This is a genomic window from Ruegeria sp. CDSB086, from assembly GCF_059611065.1.
In genome coordinates, this window is record NZ_JBXWOV010000003.1 from 68,597 (window position 1) to 84,101 (window position 15,505).

At 58.8% G+C, this 15,505-nt stretch carries 19 protein-coding genes; 7 read left to right on the forward strand and 12 right to left on the reverse strand.

Translation table 11 applies throughout. The features are described from left to right. Window positions 1-181 precede the first annotated feature (181 nt). Together AC2FIO_RS07125 and AC2FIO_RS07130 are read left to right on the forward strand one after the other, a co-directional pair. On the forward strand, window positions 182-430 hold the full coding sequence (locus AC2FIO_RS07125; protein ID WP_496696600.1) for a hypothetical protein: 249 nt from the start codon (window positions 182-184) through the stop codon (window positions 428-430). Window positions 431-471: 41 nt separating this feature from the next. Next, the gene (locus AC2FIO_RS07130) at window positions 472-1,116 is read left to right on the forward strand and encodes an SDR family NAD(P)-dependent oxidoreductase (RefSeq protein ID WP_496696602.1); all 645 of its coding nucleotides are present in this window, start codon (window positions 472-474) and stop codon (window positions 1,114-1,116) included. Window positions 1,117-1,175: 59 nt separating this feature from the next. Here AC2FIO_RS07130 and AC2FIO_RS07135 read toward each other — a convergent pair whose 3' ends face one another. From AC2FIO_RS07135 to AC2FIO_RS07150, 4 genes are all read right to left on the reverse strand, one after another. Then, window positions 1,176-2,018 carry an ATP-binding protein gene (locus AC2FIO_RS07135; RefSeq protein WP_058278109.1) on the reverse strand — a complete coding sequence of 281 codons (843 nt, stop codon included), beginning with the start codon at window positions 2,016-2,018 and terminating at the stop codon, window positions 1,176-1,178. Between the two features lie 116 nt (window positions 2,019-2,134). Continuing rightward, window positions 2,135-3,010 carry a twin-arginine translocase subunit TatC gene (tatC, locus tag AC2FIO_RS07140; protein WP_282118280.1) on the reverse strand — a complete coding sequence of 292 codons (876 nt, stop codon included), beginning with the start codon at window positions 3,008-3,010 and terminating at the stop codon, window positions 2,135-2,137. Then, a complete protein-coding gene (gene tatB, locus AC2FIO_RS07145) occupies window positions 3,007-3,465 on the reverse strand; it encodes a Sec-independent protein translocase protein TatB (RefSeq protein WP_058271821.1) in 459 nt (152 codons plus the stop codon). The genes tatC and tatB overlap by 4 nt, the downstream gene beginning before the upstream one ends. A 6-nt stretch (window positions 3,466-3,471) precedes the next feature. After that, on the reverse strand, window positions 3,472-3,687 hold the full coding sequence (locus AC2FIO_RS07150) for a twin-arginine translocase TatA/TatE family subunit (protein ID WP_058271822.1): 216 nt from the start codon (window positions 3,685-3,687) through the stop codon (window positions 3,472-3,474). 217 nt (window positions 3,688-3,904) lie between these two features. Between AC2FIO_RS07150 and AC2FIO_RS07155 the strand changes: the two genes are divergently transcribed. After that, window positions 3,905-4,213 (forward strand): hypothetical protein, encoded by a 309-nt coding sequence (locus AC2FIO_RS07155; protein ID WP_496696603.1) that lies wholly within the window; start codon window positions 3,905-3,907, stop codon window positions 4,211-4,213. Window positions 4,214-4,228: 15 nt separating this feature from the next. Continuing rightward, window positions 4,229-4,900, forward strand: coding sequence for a helix-turn-helix transcriptional regulator (locus tag AC2FIO_RS07160; RefSeq protein WP_496696604.1), 672 nt, complete (start codon window positions 4,229-4,231; stop codon window positions 4,898-4,900). 61 nt (window positions 4,901-4,961) lie between these two features. On the opposite strand, the gene AC2FIO_RS07165 is transcribed toward AC2FIO_RS07160, so the two are convergent. The 8 genes from AC2FIO_RS07165 to AC2FIO_RS07200 all read right to left on the reverse strand — a co-directional run bounded on the left by AC2FIO_RS07165 (window position 4,962) and on the right by AC2FIO_RS07200 (window position 12,385). Further along, a complete protein-coding gene (locus tag AC2FIO_RS07165) occupies window positions 4,962-6,128 on the reverse strand; it encodes a peptidoglycan DD-metalloendopeptidase family protein (protein WP_496696605.1) in 1,167 nt (388 codons plus the stop codon). Window positions 6,129-6,191: 63 nt separating this feature from the next. Continuing rightward, complete coding sequence (locus AC2FIO_RS07170; RefSeq protein WP_058271826.1) at window positions 6,192-6,842, reverse strand: protein-L-isoaspartate(D-aspartate) O-methyltransferase; 651 nt, start codon at window positions 6,840-6,842, stop codon at window positions 6,192-6,194. Next, window positions 6,839-7,621, reverse strand: coding sequence for a 5'/3'-nucleotidase SurE (gene surE, locus AC2FIO_RS07175; protein ID WP_496696607.1), 783 nt, complete (start codon window positions 7,619-7,621; stop codon window positions 6,839-6,841). Before surE ends, AC2FIO_RS07170 begins: the two co-directional genes overlap by 4 nt. Window positions 7,622-7,741: 120 nt before the next feature. Then, a complete protein-coding gene (locus AC2FIO_RS07180; protein WP_234998988.1) occupies window positions 7,742-8,827 on the reverse strand; it encodes an ABC transporter ATP-binding protein in 1,086 nt (361 codons plus the stop codon). 80 nt (window positions 8,828-8,907) lie between these two features. Continuing rightward, entirely contained in the window at window positions 8,908-9,954 is a 1,047-nt protein-coding gene (locus tag AC2FIO_RS07185) for a methyltransferase domain-containing protein (RefSeq protein WP_496696609.1), read from the reverse strand. Window positions 9,955-10,059: 105 nt separating this feature from the next. After that, a complete protein-coding gene (locus AC2FIO_RS07190) occupies window positions 10,060-11,172 on the reverse strand; it encodes a YhaZ family DNA alkylation repair protein (protein WP_496696611.1) in 1,113 nt (370 codons plus the stop codon). Window positions 11,173-11,174: 2 nt separating this feature from the next. Beyond that, on the reverse strand, window positions 11,175-11,954 hold the full coding sequence (locus AC2FIO_RS07195) for an SDR family oxidoreductase (protein WP_496696613.1): 780 nt from the start codon (window positions 11,952-11,954) through the stop codon (window positions 11,175-11,177). A gap of 68 nt (window positions 11,955-12,022) precedes the next feature. Further along, a complete protein-coding gene (locus tag AC2FIO_RS07200) occupies window positions 12,023-12,385 on the reverse strand; it encodes a SnoaL-like domain-containing protein (protein ID WP_496696615.1) in 363 nt (120 codons plus the stop codon). 109 nt (window positions 12,386-12,494) lie between these two features. Here AC2FIO_RS07200 and AC2FIO_RS07205 point away from each other — a divergent pair, with 109 nt between their 5' ends. Genes AC2FIO_RS07205 through AC2FIO_RS07215 form a run of 3 tightly spaced genes read left to right on the forward strand, consistent with a single transcriptional unit; the run spans window position 12,495 to window position 15,487 of the window. Then, window positions 12,495-14,102, forward strand: a complete 1,608-nt coding sequence (locus AC2FIO_RS07205) for a peptide chain release factor 3 (protein ID WP_058271831.1) — start codon at window positions 12,495-12,497, stop codon at window positions 14,100-14,102. 21 nt (window positions 14,103-14,123) lie between these two features. After that, window positions 14,124-14,561: a hypothetical protein gene (locus AC2FIO_RS07210; protein ID WP_496696618.1), complete on the forward strand. Its 438-nt coding sequence runs from the start codon at window positions 14,124-14,126 to the stop codon at window positions 14,559-14,561. Next, window positions 14,558-15,487 (forward strand): glycosyltransferase family 2 protein, encoded by a 930-nt coding sequence (locus AC2FIO_RS07215; protein WP_496696620.1) that lies wholly within the window; start codon window positions 14,558-14,560, stop codon window positions 15,485-15,487. The genes AC2FIO_RS07210 and AC2FIO_RS07215 overlap by 4 nt, the downstream gene beginning before the upstream one ends. Window positions 15,488-15,505: the final 18 nt, after the last annotated feature.

Below are 15,505 nucleotides of genomic sequence, written 5' to 3' on the forward strand. Positions count from 1 at the left end.
TGGTTTTCGCGCACAACTTTTCGATGAAGAAACCGCAATTGCAGGGGCTTCGGCGGCGCAGCTATTCAGCCGCGCAATCGCGCAATCCCCGCCCCTTTAGTTCCGGTCCTTCGTTTGATAGCGCATCTGCCGAACCACTCATAAAACAAGGGGTCAGGCCAACGCGGCCGGGCCGGAAATCATGTCAAACGCCAACGTCAAAAGCGCGGCCACACAGAGGGGCGCGTTGAAGAAGAACGCAGTCGCTGTCCTGGGCATCTTTGGCCCAAAAGCGGACATGCGTGCGTTGGTACGCTTGTCGTCAGGTCGGGTCAAAGAGGTCAAACCCGGCAGTCGGGTGTCCTCGGGCACTGTGATAGCCATTGATGACGAAGGCGTCATGCTGCGACAAAGCGGCCAGACCAAGCGGATCGTCATCCCCGGAAGTTAATCTGTCTTGACGCCCTGCGCGCATGGGTTCAAACCGCCTTTATGACCGATCAGACCAAAATTGCCCTCATCACCGGGGCCTCGCGCGGTTTGGGTGCTGCCCTGGCCGAAGCTTTGGCACCCGAGTATCACATCGTCGCCGTCGCCCGCACCACTGGTGGGTTGGAAGAGCTGGATGACCGTATCAAAGCCAAAGGTGGTGCGGCCACGCTTGCGCCGATGGACATCGCGGATCCGAACGCCATGGCGACGCTGTGCCGGGGCATTCATGACCGATGGGGCAAAGTTGATCTGTGGATGCACACTGCAGTCCACACCTCGGCCCTGACGCCTGTGCATTTCGTGGACCCCAAGGAATGGACGAAGGCGGTCAACATCAACGCAACAGCCACGTCGGTTCTGATCCCGTATATCGCGCCCCTGTTGGGCGACAGCGGCCATGCGGTGTTTTTTGACGATCCCAAAGCGGGTGAGAAGTTCTATGGCATCTATGGCGCAACCAAAGCCGCACAACTGGCACTGGCGCGCAGCTGGGCGGTTGAGACCGAACGCACAGGTCCGCGTGTATCAATCGTGGAACCCGCACCGATGCCCACGGCAGTGCGCGCTCGGTTCCATCCCGGCGAAGACCGCGATCTTTTGACCAGTCCGACGGATGAGGCGGCGCGAATTCTTACGTTGTTATAGGGATGGCCCTTTGGCCATGCCTCTGGCGGGGATATTTCTGGCCAGATGAAGCGGGCGGGTCAGGCGATATGCACGCCGTTGCGCCCAGCCAGATCGACAAAAAACTGCCATGCCACGCGACCCGAGCGTCCGCCCCGAGTGGCTTGCCATTCGATGGCCTCGGCGCGCAGGATATCGGCGTCGACGGATACACCATGAGCCGCACAATATCGGTCGATCATCGCAAGGTATTCATCCTGATCGCAGGGGTGGAAACCCAGCCACAGGCCGAACCTGTCAGAGAGCGAGACTTTTTCTTCTACCGCCTCTGACGGGTTGATTGCGCTGGAGCGTTCGTTTTCAATCATGTCCCGCGGCATCAGGTGACGGCGGTTCGACGTCGCGTAGAAAACAACGTTTTCGGGGCGGCCCTCGATGCCTCCGTCCAGCACCGCCTTGAGCGACTTGTAATGCTGGTCATCGTGGCTGAACGACAGGTCATCACAGAACAGGATGAACCGGTGCGGAGCGGCGCGCAGATGGTTGAGAAGACGCGCGACCGAGCCCATGTCTTCACGCTGGAGTTCGACCAGTTTGAGGTCCGGAAATTCCGCCTGCAACGTACCGTGGACAGCTTTGACGAGGCTGGATTTCCCCATGCCCCGTGCGCCCCACAACAGTGCGTTGTTGGCCTTGTACCCGGCCGCAAAGCGGCGCGTGTTGTCCAGCAACGTATCGCGTGAGCGGTTGATACCCACCAGCAGATCCAGATCGACACGGTTGACCTGTTTGACCGGCTCCAGCCGGTCCGGCTCGACTTGCCAGACAAAAGCCGGGGCAGCTTCGAAGTCGGGCGCGGCCAATGGGGCCGGTGCCATGCGTTCCAAGGCGTCAGCGATACGGTTCAGGGCTTGGTCGTTCATAGGCGCCTCCGGTCGTTCTTGTGGGGTTCAAACCATGTTCCGCCGGGCGCAACAAGAGCCGCGCACAAAAAAGGCGCGCCCCAACGGGCGCGCCTGATTGTTACCGATCATCAGGATTACTTGCCTTCTTCTTCCTGAATGATCTCTTCATCCGCTTCTTCTTCGTCGTCATAGTATCCATCGGCGCGCAGTTGTTCCTCGCGCTTCTTCTCAACACGTGCGACCAGGAAGATCGAAACCTCGTACAGCCCATAGACGACCACGAACAGGATGACCTGCGTGATCACGTCAGGCGGTGTCACCAGCGCTGCCAGAACCAGAATGGCAACCACAGCGTATTTACGCACGCCCCCCAGACCTTCGGCAGTTACCAACCCGGCTTTGCCCATCAGGGTCAATAGAACCGGTAGCTGGAAACACAGGCCAAAGGCCACGATGAACTTGATCGTCAGGTTCAGGTATTCCTGTGCCGAGCCCTGGAAGACCACGCTCAGCGGGGCTGTGGCGGTGCCGTCAACCACCGCCTCGCCTTCCGCTCCGAACTGCTGGAAGCCCAGGAAAAAGTCGTAAGCCAGCGGCGTGACCACGTAAAACGCAAAGCTTGCCCCCAGCAGGAACATGAACGGCGACGCCAGCATGAACGGCAGGAACGCATTCTTTTCTGTCCGGTAAAGGCCTGGTGCCACGAACCGCCACATCTGCATCCCGATATAGGGGAATGCCAGTATGAAGCCGCCCAGCAGCGAAACCTTGATGGCGACGAAGAAACCTTCCTGCGGTGAGATGAAGATCAGCCCACAATCCTGTCCGCGATCAGCAAGTACCTGACACAAGGGATTCGTCAGGAAGTTAAACAGCGGCGTAGCGACCGTGAAACAGATTATCATCCCGATCAGGAACGCCACGACGCAGTGAATCAACCGCGTGCGCAGTTCTGCCAGATGCTCGATCAATGGGGCCGAGCTGTCTTCGATCTCGTCGGTATTGCTCATGTCTTGCTTTCAGTATTCAGCGCGGCTTCGGCCTCTTCAGCCTTGGCTAGCGCATCCGCAGCTTCTTTGGCCTTACGCTCGGCAGCGGCACGTGCGGTCGAGGCCTGAATCTTCTTGGCCTGCTCGGCACGTTCAGCAGCCAGCTTGCCGGTTTCGCTGTCGGGGTCGAACTTGGTCGGGTCCATGCTCTTGGCCATTTCCTGTGCGGCCTCTTTGACACCGTCCATGGCGGTGTTCACAGGATTGGTAGCCGCATTCAGACCCTTCTTGATCTCGTTCACGCCCGCCTGATCCGCTGCCTCGTTCATGGCGCTGCTGAACTCGCGCGCCATGCCACGGGCCTTGCCAACCCAGCGGCCGACATTGCGGAACAACACTGGCAGGTCCTTTGGCCCCACAACGATCAGGGCAACAACGCCGATGACCAGAAGCTCGGTCCAGCCCAGATCAAACATCTGCGCTTAGACCTTGTCTTTGTCTGTCTCGGGCGTGACGTCTTTGGCCACCTCGGACGCGTCCTGCTCCAGCTCGTCCGCACCTTCTTTGACGCCCTTCTTGAACGAGGTGATGCCTTTGCCCACTTCGCCCATAAGCGAGCTGATTTTGCCGCGGCCAAACAGCACCAGCACCACAACGGCAATCAGCAGAAGACCGGGAAGTCCGATATTGTTAAGCATGTCTCTTCTCCTTTGAAGTCGGCGCAAGCGCGCCGGGAATGTGATCTGGCACCGTGTTTACGCGCGGGCGGTCCCTCGCAAAAGCGTGTCGACCCGGTTCTGTGCCCAAAAATGAACGGATCACGCGATTTTTGAGGACTCGCATTTCTCAACTGACAGGTTTATGTCAGTTGTAAACACGTACAACGGCCCTGTCTCATCAAATCAGGAGCATGACGTGACACAAATCGCAGAAACCGTAACCTTCAAACTCGCGGCCGATGTAACAAAGGAGGATTTCGTGAACATCATGAAAGGCACCGAATCCTTTGTTCGGAACGCAGATGGCTTTGTCTTTCGGCGCCTCAGCGCAGGGGATGACGGGCTTTGGACCGACACCGTCATCTGGGCAGACATGGATTGCGCTCAATCCGCCGCCGCAGCCTTCACCAAACAGAACTTCGCCCCCGCGGTGATGGCTGCAATCGCGCCGGACACGGTCACCATGCGCCACGACGCAATCCACTGGACCATCGGAGCGTCATGACAAGCAGAACATCCCATGCGCCGCTCTGACCGGCTGTTCGATATCATCCAGATCCTGCGCGACGGTAAACTTCACCGTGCGCAGGACATCGCGGACCGGCTTGAGGTGTCGGTTCGCACCATCTATCGCGACATGGATACGCTGGTTGCCTCGGGCGTCCCGGTCGAGGGCGAGCGTGGCGTAGGCTACATGGTGCGCGAGCAGATCACCCTACCCCCGCTGAACCTGACCCCTGCCGAGCTTGAGGCGTTGAACCTCGGTATGGCCATCGTGGCGGAAGCCGCAGACCCCGACCTCAAGGCCGCAGCCACATCGCTGGCCGACAAGATCGACGCCGTGTTGCCCACGCAGGTCGTGGCCGAGGCTGACAGTTGGAAATTTGCAGTCTATCCCTTTGCCGATGCGGCCCGTGGGCTGGCGCACATGGCCCCTATCCGTGCCGCCATCAAATCCCGCCAGAAACTCCGTCTGTCTTACCGTCGGATCGACGGCGTTCTGACTGATCGGGTCATACGCCCGCTGCACATGGAATACTGGGGGCGCGTCTGGACGCTGACGGCGTGGTGCGAGTTACGTCAGGGGTTCCGTGTTTTTCGCATAGACCTGATCGAAGCAATCTTGCCCCTGCCCGAGGTCTTCGCAGACGAGCCCGGCAAGCGCCTAAGCGATTATGATCCGCACGCGTGACGGGTCTCGTCTTTACTCGAATACTCAGGCAGAAGGCACAGCCCGCCCGGGGCCATAACCCTCACCGCAGATAGGGTTCCGGATCGACAGATTCGAACCCTTTACGCACCTCGAAATGGACGTAGGCATTGTCGCCGCCGCGTAAGGAGGCGATCTTTTGGCCGCGCTTGACACGAGCACCCTTTTTCACAGTGATGTTCTCGACATTCGCGTAGACGGTCAACAGATCGCTGTTGTGCTTTACCACAATGATCGGCACTTGATCCGCGTCCGCCGTGATTGCGGCAACAGTACCCGCAGCGGCAGCGTTAACCGGGCTACCCGGCGAGGCCGCAATGTCGATGCCTTCGTTCGAGCCCTTTTTATAGGTGCGGATGATCGTTCCTGTGACCGGCAGGCCAAGCGCAGAATTGCTTTGCGTTGTGGGTGCTTCGGCGGTCACGTCTGGCGCGGGTTCTGCCGGCTTGATATCTTCATCCGGCAGCGGTTGCGTCGCACTGGGCGGGGTCGGCGTGGGCGAGCCCTGCCCCGGTTGGGTGATCGTGGTCGCAGGAACGGTTGCAACGGCAGCTTCCTGACGGGGTGCTGCCTGGTTCTTGATGGGAATCAGCAGAAACTGTCCTTCGCGCACGGTAAAGTCAGACCCCAGCCCGTTCCACTCGGCCAAGGCATCAACCGGCACGTTATACAGGCGCGCGATCGTATACGCGGTTTCGCCGCGCTTGACCTTGTGGCGAATGGGTTCGGGTCCCGCCGGCGCAGGGGCTGGTGCAGGCGCGGCGGCTGGTTGCGCCGGTTCAAGCGTCGATGTGCGCACTGACCCATCCGCCGGAGCTGCGTCAATCGCGGTGCCTGCAATTGTCGCGATATCGACAGAACTGGCCGCGCTGACGGTACGCGGCAAGGCGACCACTTCGCCATCACGCAGCTGATCCGCAGCTTGCAATCCGTTAAAACGCGCGACTTCCGCTGCCGGTAATCCGACCCGGGCAGCGATATCGCCAACCGTGTCGCCCCGGCGCGCAACGGCCACTTGATAATTGGGATAGGTGATCACGCCACGCGCATCCGGAGCAGGCCGGTTCGCGGTGGCCGCCTGCGCCGCATCGGCCGTGGAAAAACCACCGACATTGCCGCGCAGATCATAATCTATGGGGCCCTCGCATCCCGCGAGGAACGCCAAAGACGCAACACCTGCTGCGACTGCTGATTTGGAAACTGCTCTCATTTTACTGTCCTCACCGCCTGCCCCTGTTGTCCGGGGTTCCAGCGCTTATCGCGAAATATTTCCTTACGCTCCGTCTTTGCCAAGCCCTTCTAGCAGGGGCACGAACCGAACGGGCAACAATTCATCATAGTCCAGGCCGGTCTCGGTGCGTCTGACCCGGATCAGGGTCTGAACCGCATCCGACTGTCCCACCGGCAAAACCATGATACCGCCGATTTTGAGCTGCGCCAAGAGCGGCCCGGGCGGGTCCTCGGCAGCGGCCGTCACAATGATACGATCAAACGGGGCTTGTTCCGACAAACCGAACGACCCATCCGACAGCATCGCCGTCACATTGGTCATTCCCAATTCTCGAAACAGCTCGCCGGTTTCGCGCACCAGACGTTTATGACGTTCGACCGTATAGACCCGGCGCGCCAGCTTGGACAGAACCGCGGCCTGATAGCCCGAGCCTGTACCAACCTCCAGCACCGTGTCACGAGGGCGCACATCCAGCGCCTGCGTCATCAACCCCACTACCGAAGGCTGGCTGATCGTCTGACCGCAGGCAATCGGCAACGGCGTATCCTCATAAGCGCGCTCGGCGAACAGACCCTTGACGAAACGGCCCCGATCGACCTGTTCCATCGCAGCGAGAACGCGCGCATCCGTTACTCCGCGCGACCGCAGGGCAAAGAGGAACTGCATGGTTGTTTCTGGATCAAGTCCGCTCATTCGATCGACTTCAGTTGTTCCAGAACGTCATGGGCCGTCAGGTCCGCACGCATCGGTGTGACCGAGATGTAGCCCCCAAGATTTACCGCCGCATCGGTTCCGGGTGCTGTCAGATTGTGCTGATAGCCGCCCTTGATCCACAGGAACCGCCGACCCGAGGGCGAGCTGTGCGGTTCAACCGAGAAATTGGTATCCCGGCGAAAACCCTGCGGCGCGATGCGCGTCCCCAGAACCTCATCCGCCGGCACGGGTGGGAAATTCACGTTGTAAAACAGGCGGTAATCGCCCTGCTCTTCAGGCGTTGCTTTCAGTATTCGCCGCACAAGGTCGGCCCCGTAACGCGTTGCAGCCTCAAAAGGATCATCCAGACCCAGGTTGCGCGGCCCGAAATACTGCGACAAGGCAATTGCAGGAATACCCTGCAGTGCGGCTTCCATCGCCCCACCCACCGTGCCGGAATACAGCGTGTTCTCGGCCGAGTTGTTGCCGCGGTTCACACCGGACAACACCAGATCGGGCGGCGTGTCTTTCATGACGTCGTGCAGCCCGGCCAACACACAGTCAGCGGGTGAGCCTTCGGCGGCATAGCGGCGTTCGCCCAGCTTGGCGACCATCATCGGGTGGGTATAGCTGATGCAGTGGCCGACACCCGATTGTTCGAATGCGGGTGCCACGACCCAAACCTCGCCATCCGGGCCTGCCAGATCGGCGGCAATCGCCTCAAGTGCGATCAGCCCTGGGGCATTGATCCCGTCATCATTGGTCAGAAGTATACGCATAAGCCCCATCCACCCGGCGTTTTGCCCTTGATAGACCCGCCCCCGCGTCGCGGCAAGCAAAGCGCGCGTCCAATCTGATGCTTTCGCGCACCACTTGGCGCTAAACTGTGGCTTTCCAGCCTAAACCGGGAAAACGAAACACCTGTCACGTCGGATGGTCAGCCACATGACCCGTCCCGGACTGGGAACAAAGACATTGGGCACCGTCGCCCTCAGGATCGAGCCGTCATGGTCCATCCGAAATTCAACAAGGCTTTCGTTGCCCAAAAACCGTGCCCGCTCGACTACGCCCCGCGCGGCAACGCCGTCGGTCGGTGTCGGCAGCGGCCCCTTGCCGTTACGGTCAAAGTCCAGCCGCACGTGCTGAGGGCGGAATACGATTTCGACATCTGTATTGTCCGGAACGCCGGGTGCCAGAAATTGCCCGAATGGCGTTTCGGCCAAGGCTCCATTCACTTTGGATTGCAAAACATTGATATCACTAAAAAACGCCACCGCCGCCTTGTCCGCCGGGCGGGTAAAGACGTTGTAGGGCGCGCCTTGTTGCACGACTTTACCCCGCCGCATCAGGGCGATTTCATCCGCCATGCGCATCGCTTCTTCCGGCTCATGCGTGACTAGAACAACTGCGGCGTCCTCTTCCTTGAGGATCGCAAGCGTTTCATCGCGAATGCCGTCCCGCAACCGGTTGTCGAGGCCCGAGAAAGGTTCATCCATCAGCATGATCCGCGGACGCGGGGCCAATGCGCGGGCCAGTGCCACACGTTGCTGCTCGCCACCTGACAGATGATGCGGGTAGTCATCGACGAAACGCATCAGGTCGACTTTGCGCAGCAGCGCTTCGACGCGGGCGCGCTTTTCGTCCCTATGCCCCTTCAGGCCAAAGGCCACATTGTCGGCAACGCTGAGATGCGGAAACAGGGCAAAATCCTGAAACATCAGCCCTATTTCACGCCGTTCGGGCGGCACACGAAACACCGTGTCACAGATCAACTTGCCATCGACATAGATTTCACCGGATTCCTGCATCTCGACCCCGGCGATCATGCGCAGGGTTGTCGACTTGCCGCAGCCCGAAGGCCCCAACAGACAGGTCACCTGCCCCGCCCGCACCGTCAGCGAGACGTCATCCACAACAACCCGCCCTTCATACCGGGCGATCAGATTTCGGATTTCCAGTCGAGGAGGAGTAGCGTTTTCTGTCACCGATGGGCCCCGTTGCCTTTCCCGATCAATTCCATCGGGCTTAGGCGGGGATAACAACCCCGCCCCTCAGGTGCAAGAGATCAGCAACAGCCGCCGGATGGGGCCTCGCCCGTGGCTTCAAACGGGCTTTCACCACCGCAGCCTTCGAATATCCCGTAGTGGGTCGAGAAATCACCGATGAACTCAAAATGCCGCGCGAAACGCGTATCTTTCAACATCATCCACGTGTTGCCGCAGACAGGAAAGACCTTGCCTACCTCGATCGCGTGGTGATCATCCAGTTCGAACAGATGCGGGGCGTTCGGGATGGTGCCTTTGTAGATCACGGCCTGGCCATAATCCTCACAGTCTCGCTCCAACTCGGGCAACTTGAAGAGACGGTAGGTGGCAGACAGGAATTTAAGAGGCGCGACGCGTTCTTCCAGAACCGCGTTTTCAATAGTCAGCGGACGATGCGTGACCCGGCGCGGATCACCAAAGCCTGCCTTACGCGACATCGACAGGAAATCGTTCCAATACAACGCGCCGGACAGGCATTCACCGTACAAAACGTCATCCTCGGCCATCTCTTTAGGCACTCGGCGGTCGGCGTAGACGTCCGAGAAATACATCTCGCCCCCGTCTTTCAGCAACCGATGCGCACCACGCAAAACAGCCTCTTTATCGGTGGCCAGATTGATCACGCAGTTCGAGACGATGATGTCAAAAGATCCGGGTTCTAGGTCAAGCTCATCCAGCTTTTCGATATAGCCATGGTGGAATTCCACATTGCTGGCAGAATGCCCAAAGGTCTGCGCGTGATAATCCTGATGCGCGCGCGCGATATCCAGTTGCTCCTGCGTCATGTCCACGCCGACAACGCGTCCCTTTTCACCTACCATGGCAGACAGGGCATAAACATCACGTCCCGCACCACAGCCGAGATCCAGAATGCTCATCCCCTCAAGGTCGTGCGGAGCGATCAGACCGCAGCCATAGTAGCGCGTCAGAACTTCGTCATGAATTTTCGACAGGATCTTTTTGACATGATCCGGCATGTCATCGGGCGTACAACACGCGTTTGTCTGTAAGTCCGAGCTGCCCTGCAGGACCTCGCCATAGTAATTCTGCACTGCCTCATGCTTCATCGCGGCTATCCTTCTGTCTGATGGCTGCATAGCAGCTAATGCAGCGCGGGGCTTGGCGCAATCCGGGCCTTTAGAATCTGACGAAAGCGTGAGGGCGTGTAGGGGTTATGCCAACAGTTCGAAATCAACACCCGCGCGCAGTTTGCCGTTCACCTGTATCTCAAGCCGATGCGCACCGGGGATCAGTTTGAACGTGGTCGCATCACCTTTAAGCTTGTGCTTTTTGGTCAGGGTAAGAGCACCATCTGCCAAAGTGGACTGTTTCAGCTTGTGCACTTTAGCTGAGGTTTTACCACCAGGCCTTTGAAAATGAACAATGTAATCCACCAAAACAGGTTGGTCGCCATTTCCACTCAGCATTACATCGAATTCCAGCGCGCCGCCAATCCTGGCATCACCCTTGATGGTGACATCGGCCGAAACCTTCGCATCCGGGTCAAAGCCCAACATTTTCATGGCGCGCGGATGGCCTGCTTTCACAAGCCCGCGCAAGGTGTGCGAGGTCATCCAGTCCATCTCAGCCTGATCCTGCCGCCCGTTCCTACCCCAATCCTGCAACCGGTCCAAAACCAGATCGGGGTCTTTTTTGGTGATGTCGTTCAGGTGGTTGGCCACCGACCGCGTGACATATCGCGTCCCATCGGCATGCAGCCGATCCAGTAAAGGCAGCGGATCGGTCAGGTCCAGCCCCACCGCCTGCCCCCAAGGCAAACGCGGTCTTGTGCCTTCGCTGACCAGCCGACGAACGTGATAGCTGTCATGCGCGCACCATTCCTTCATCCGCACCAGCACCTGTTCCTGATGGGTATTGAGGAATGGCCGTATGGCCCATTCCATTGAAAATCTTTGGGTCAGTTCCTCAAGCACATCCAATGACTGCCTCGGATGATCCAGCCCCACGGCAACAACCCAGTCACCCAGCGGAGCAAAGATGAAATCACCAAAATCATCATCGGTTTTGCCGGGATCCAAAGGCGGCGGCAAGGCGCGCAGCAGCGTAGGTGCGATCTGAGGCAAGTCGCCCGGCACCGCCTGTTGCAGACATTCGGCGATCCAGGCCATCCTCTCTTTCAGCTCCAGATCCAGCAGACGCGACATGACCTGCGCCTCAAACGCCTCGGCATCAAAGGACGGGTCCGCGCCCGCGAAAAGCCCCGCCAAATAGCGGGTCTTTTCGACATTAAACAGTTGATCTTTAAGTGAGAAGTTTTGAGCCATGATCACATCGTCAGATTGGTGGCGCCACCGTCCAGCAGTATGTTCTGCCCGACAATGAAACCGGCATTCTGCGAACACAGGAACGCACAGGCTGCGCCAAACTCTTCACGCGTTCCATACCGGCGCGCCGGGATGGTTGCCGCGCGTTCAGCGCGCGCCTCGTCCATCGAAATTCCTTTTTGCGCCGCGACACCACCATCCAATGAGTCCGCCCGGTCAGTGGCGTGAATGCCCGGCAGCAAGTTGTTGATCGTCACACCTTTTGGTGCAACCTGACGCGCAGTTCCGGCAACATAACCTGTCAGTCCGGTGCGGGCTGCATTCGACAGACCCAGCGCAGGGATCGGTGCGCGCACAGATTGCGAGGTGATATTCACCACCCGGCCCCAGCCTTTGTCCATCATCCCAGGCAACAAAGCCTTCATGAACGCAATTGGCGTCAGCATGTTGGAATCCAGCGCTTTGACGAAATCATCGCGATCCCAGTCCGACCACAAACCCGGGGGCGGGCCTCCGGCATTTGTCACAAGAATATCAACACCCTGCGCGGCTTCGATTACCTGCGCCTGCCCCTCCGCCGAAGTCACATCGCAGGCGATAGTCTGAACCTGTACGCCATGCTCTGCGCGAATGCGGTCAGCCGATGCCTCCAAAGCCTCGGTCCCACGCGCGTTCATCACCAGATCAACACCCGCCGCGGCCAATGCCTCGGCACAACCCAGACCCAAACCTTTGCTACTGGCACAAACCAACGCACGTTTACCTTTGATCCCAAGATCCATCTGATCCTCCCTGTCTTTGCCGCACATCTAGCACCAGCCTTTCAGGGAAGACCAGAAACCAAAACACGTTAGTAAAAGAACTCTTCGCGCACGATCTTGCCGTCCGCCACGTGGTAAATGGCGACTTCACGCATATCAAAGCTGTCACCGCTTTCCAGCACAGAACCCTTCACTTCGAAAATTACAGCAAAGCGGTCCTCACCATGCACAAATGGGTCACTTACCGAAGCTTCGGTTACATCATGTGCGCCTTCCCACCATTCGTGTTTGCCGCGGATCGCGTCGCGCCCGGCGACTTCGCGCCCCATACCCGAGTAATCCACAGCTTCGACAGAAACGGCGTTTTCTGCATAGAGCTTATCTAAATTTGCTTTTGCCCGGCCCTCGCGGCAACCAGCGACCAGTTCGTTTGCGATTTCTTTTAAATTCATCACACCTCTCCATCATTTGTTCACTATATGTTCTTTTTGCCATCGTCAGGCGATTCTGAACACCCCCTTTGTCTTGCCTCGGCAGAATTCCCCGCATATACGCGCGTTCATGCTTGATACCGCCTCGAACCAACCCGTTTTGCCGCCCGAGATCGCCCGGCGCCGGACATTCGCCATCATCTCGCACCCGGATGCGGGCAAAACGACGCTGACTGAAAAGTTCCTGTTGTACGGGGGCGCTATTCAGATGGCCGGTCAGGTGCGCGCCAAGGGCGAAGCCCGGCGCACCCGTTCGGACTTCATGCAGATGGAGAAGGATCGCGGCATCTCGGTTTCCGCATCGGCGATGTCTTTTGACTATGACACCTTCAGGTTCAATCTGGTGGATACGCCCGGCCACAGTGATTTCTCTGAAGACACCTATCGCACGCTGACCGCTGTGGACGCCGCCGTGATGGTCATCGACGGCGCGAAAGGTGTGGAAAGCCAGACGCAGAAACTGTTCGAGGTCTGTCGCCTGCGTGATCTGCCGATCCTGACCTTCTGTAACAAGATGGACCGCGAAAGCCGCGATACGTTCGAGATCATCGACGAAATTCAGGAAATGCTGGCCATTGACGTCACGCCTGCCGCGTGGCCCATCGGCGTCGGCCGCGATTTCATCGGCTGCTACGACATGCTGCGCGACCGGTTGGAGCTGATGGACCGCGCCGACCGTAACAAAGTGGCCGAAAGCATCGAGATCAACGGTCTTGATGACCCCAAGCTCGCGGAACACGTACCCGAGCACCTGCTGGAGAAGTTCCTAGAAGAGGTCGAGATGGCGCGGGAGCTGCTGCCCGCCATGGACCCGCAGGCGGTGCTTGAGGGGCATATGACCCCGATCTGGTTCGGTTCGGCGATCAACTCGTTCGGTGTCAAGGAACTGATGGAGGGCATCGGCGCTTATGGCCCGCAGCCGCAAATCCAATCTGCCGAACCGCGTCAAATCGCACCGGATGAAAAGAAGGTCGCCGGTTTTGTCTTCAAGGTTCAGGCAAATATGGACCCAAAGCACCGCGACCGCGTCGCCTTTGTTCGCATGGCATCGGGCCATTTCAAGCGTGGTATGAAGCTGACCCACGTGCGATCGAAAAAGCCGATGGCGATTTCGAACCCTGTGCTGTTTCTGGCGTCCGACCGCGAACTGGCCGAAGAGGCCTGGGCCGGTGATATCATCGGCATCCCCAACCACGGGCAATTGCGCATCGGCGACACGCTGACCGAAGGCGAAGCGATCCGGGTGACCGGCATCCCGTCCTTCGCGCCGGAACTGCTGCAAACCGTGCGCCCCGGCGATCCAATGAAGGCCAAGCATCTGGAAAAGGCTCTGATGCAATTTGCCGAGGAAGGTGCCGCGAAGGTGTTCAAACCTTCGATCGGATCGGGCTTTATCGTCGGCGTCGTCGGCGCGTTGCAATTCGAAGTACTCGCCAGCCGGATTGAGATGGAATACGGCCTGCCCGTGCGCTTTGAGGCGTCGCAATTCACCTCGGCCCGCTGGGTCAGCGGCGGCAAGGCCGAAGTCGAGAAGTTCGTCGAAGCCAACAAGCAGCACATCGCCCATGATCATGACGGCGATATCGTTTATCTGACGCGCCTGCAGTGGGACATCGACCGGGTCGTCCGCGACTACCCCGAACTGAACCTGACGGCCACGAAAGAGATGATGGCGTGATGGCACGGGCCGAAAGCACGAATGGATGATGATCTAACGTATTCGGGTGGCTTGCCCGCCCTGCAAGACAGGTTCGAAAGGCGACGAGCGCCTTTCGACTTCTCGGACGAGGTACTGCCGGCAGAAGATGTCGATCTGACCCATTTGACGCGTCAGATTGTTCCTGAAAGCGCGACACGGCCGCAACCCGGCCAGGCGGATACATCCTGGACGCGCAAACGCCGACACATCGCGCAGGAATTCGTCGGAAAATCTGAACTGGCGTTTCTGAACGCGCAGCTTATTTCGAACTTGCGGAAACGATCCTGGCCGAACCACGCCCCCGCCTTGTTTTGCCGGTTGTGGGCCGAGCATTCGGATCATCTGTTCAAGGCTTTGAATCGCGATCCCAGGACAGTGTTCCGGCGCCTGGCCAAAATGCGCAGGACTCGTACGGCGCGTAGGGAAGCGCGCCAATGACGACCTGGGGAATCGTGTCCATGGTTCGCGGATCGACCCGCGACATCCTCAGGTTCGCGGCCCATCACCTCGATCTGGGTGCGGATTATCTGTACATCTACCTGGACGAACCTAATCGTGAGGCGCACCGGGCCCTCAGGAAACACCCGAAAATCAGAGCGCGAATCTGCGATGATGTCTTTTGGGAGAAACGCAAACGCAACCGCCCGGACCGCCATCAGGTTCGTCAGACACTTCATGCCACATTCACCTATCGCAACACCGATCTGGACTGGCTGGCCCATATCGACGTGGATGAGTTCCTTTGGTCTTCAAAACCCATCCGGGAGCAGTTGCAATCCGTCCCCGCGGAAATCCCTGCCGTCCGCGTCCGGCCAATGGAGGCAATGGCAGGCGGCGAGGATCTGTTCAAGGCGCATATCCCCAGCGGCCCGGACCGCTCAGCTATGGTACAGTCCATCTATCCCAACTATGGCAGCTTTGTACTCGGCGGGTTCCTCAGCCACGTTCAGGGTAAGCTGTTCGTCCGCACAGGCATGGAAAAGCTGAACTTTCGCATCCACAACCTGTTTCAAAACAAAAAACTTCTGCCCTGCAAATTCGAACTTCCGGGGTTGGAGCTGTGTCATCGCCACGCCCCTGACTGGGACCACTGGGCCGCGCATTACCAGTTCCGGATGGCGCGTGGGTCCTATCAACCCGGCATGTCCCCGAACGTTCCGCGCGAACTGGGCGGTCTGAACAAGAATGAGTTGTTCAACTGGATCGAGACAGAACAGGGCCAGGACGGTTTGCGCGCGTTCTATGACGAAATTAGCGGTGCCGATCCCGGCGTACGCGTACGTCTCGAAGAATATGGGTTGATCCGGCACAGACCGCTGGATCTGGACGCTAAGGTTGCGAAACACTTTCCCGGAAGCTGCTGAATTGTTGCGGAAAACCAG